The sequence below is a fragment of the Chromobacterium sp. LK1 genome, from assembly GCF_001043555.1.
Classification (GTDB): domain Bacteria; phylum Pseudomonadota; class Gammaproteobacteria; order Burkholderiales; family Chromobacteriaceae; genus Chromobacterium; species Chromobacterium aquaticum.
This window is the reverse complement of the sequence record NZ_LDUI01000088.1, coordinates 1-1,165: the sequence shown is the minus strand read 5'-3', so window position 1 is coordinate 1,165 and position 1,165 is coordinate 1. Positions and strand designations below refer to the sequence as shown.

2 protein-coding genes are annotated in these 1,165 nt (G+C 62.8%); both read right to left on the bottom strand.

The window, feature by feature from the left end:
* The coding region (locus VI26_RS22960; RefSeq protein WP_048412072.1) for a YqaJ viral recombinase family protein at positions 1-921 on the bottom strand (921 nt) is incomplete at its 3' end.
* Positions 918-1,165, bottom strand: a 248-nt coding sequence (locus VI26_RS24905) for a hypothetical protein (RefSeq protein ID WP_048412071.1), incomplete at its 5' end; no start/stop codon positions are given. The genes VI26_RS22960 and VI26_RS24905, both read right to left, overlap by 4 nt.

Below are 1,165 nucleotides of genomic sequence, written 5' to 3'. Positions count from 1 at the left end.
CTTCTTGTGGCGGAAATCGATGTAGGTCACGGCGTCAACGGTGTAAGCGTCGCGGTTGATCGCCTTACGGGTGAACTGCGAGCCGTCCGGCAGTTTGCCCACGGCAGCCTCTCCCATCTGGGCCAATAAGTGGTTCTTGGCGCCGGTGGCCACGGCCTCGTACAGTTTTTTCTGCTCGTTCGCCTCGTCCATGACTGCCTTCCAGTGAGCGGCACTGTCCGGCAGGACTATTTCCTCACCGTTCGTCCCCGGGTAGAGCTTGGCAAGCAGGTCGGGCGTGGTCGCGTGATCACAATCCAGTTCCGGCGCCGTGCCCGTCTGAACGCGCAGCCAGAACTCCGCTTCGCGGGCGATCAGCTCCGCGATCAGCTCGTTATCCCGCCGGATGTGATAGAGGCGGAACTCCGGGCCGGACATCAGCACAGCCAGGTCGCACAGCTCGGCGTCGGTCACCGCCATGTAGTGCTGGCACTGCACGAGGTAGGTCATGGGCACTTCGTCGGTGCCATCCGGACCCCATGCCGACTTGTCGATGAAACGACCGAGGGCGGTCTTGCACTCCAGCAAATGCCGCGTGCGGATCTCGCCGCGGTGCTGCGGTCGCTTGTCGCCTTCCCACACCAAGCGATCCAAATTGCCCAGAACAAACGGATGATCCTGGTGGCGCAGCATGGTGTTGCAGCGCTCGACCTTCAGCCCGGTGCGCCGGCTGTAACGCTGGGCAACGTAGTCTTCGAGGTCGCGGCCGGCGATCACCGCCTCCTTGTCGTCGATGTCTTCCGGCTGGAGCTCGCCGCGCTTTTCCAGATAGAGCTGATACGCGGTTTTGTATGGGTTCACGCCCAGCACAGTGCCGGCGTCGCTGCCGCCGATGCCGGTGTTGCGCAGTGCGAGCCATTCGTCGCGCGAAATCGCAGTCATGCCGCCTCCTCTTCTTCCTGGTCATCAATGACGGCCTCAAACTGGTGCTGGTCATTGAGGCGATACTTCACGCCGGCCTCGATACCGTTTTCGCCCACATACGCCAGGGCAAAGCGGGTTCGTGTGCCATCGTTGTACGCAATTGCGGCGCAGCCACCCTCCCCCAGCATGACTTCGCGCACGGTTGCGGCCGCGGCCACCACGGCGTTATTGCCGGTTGCTTCGATCTGGGCGTAGTTGCCGC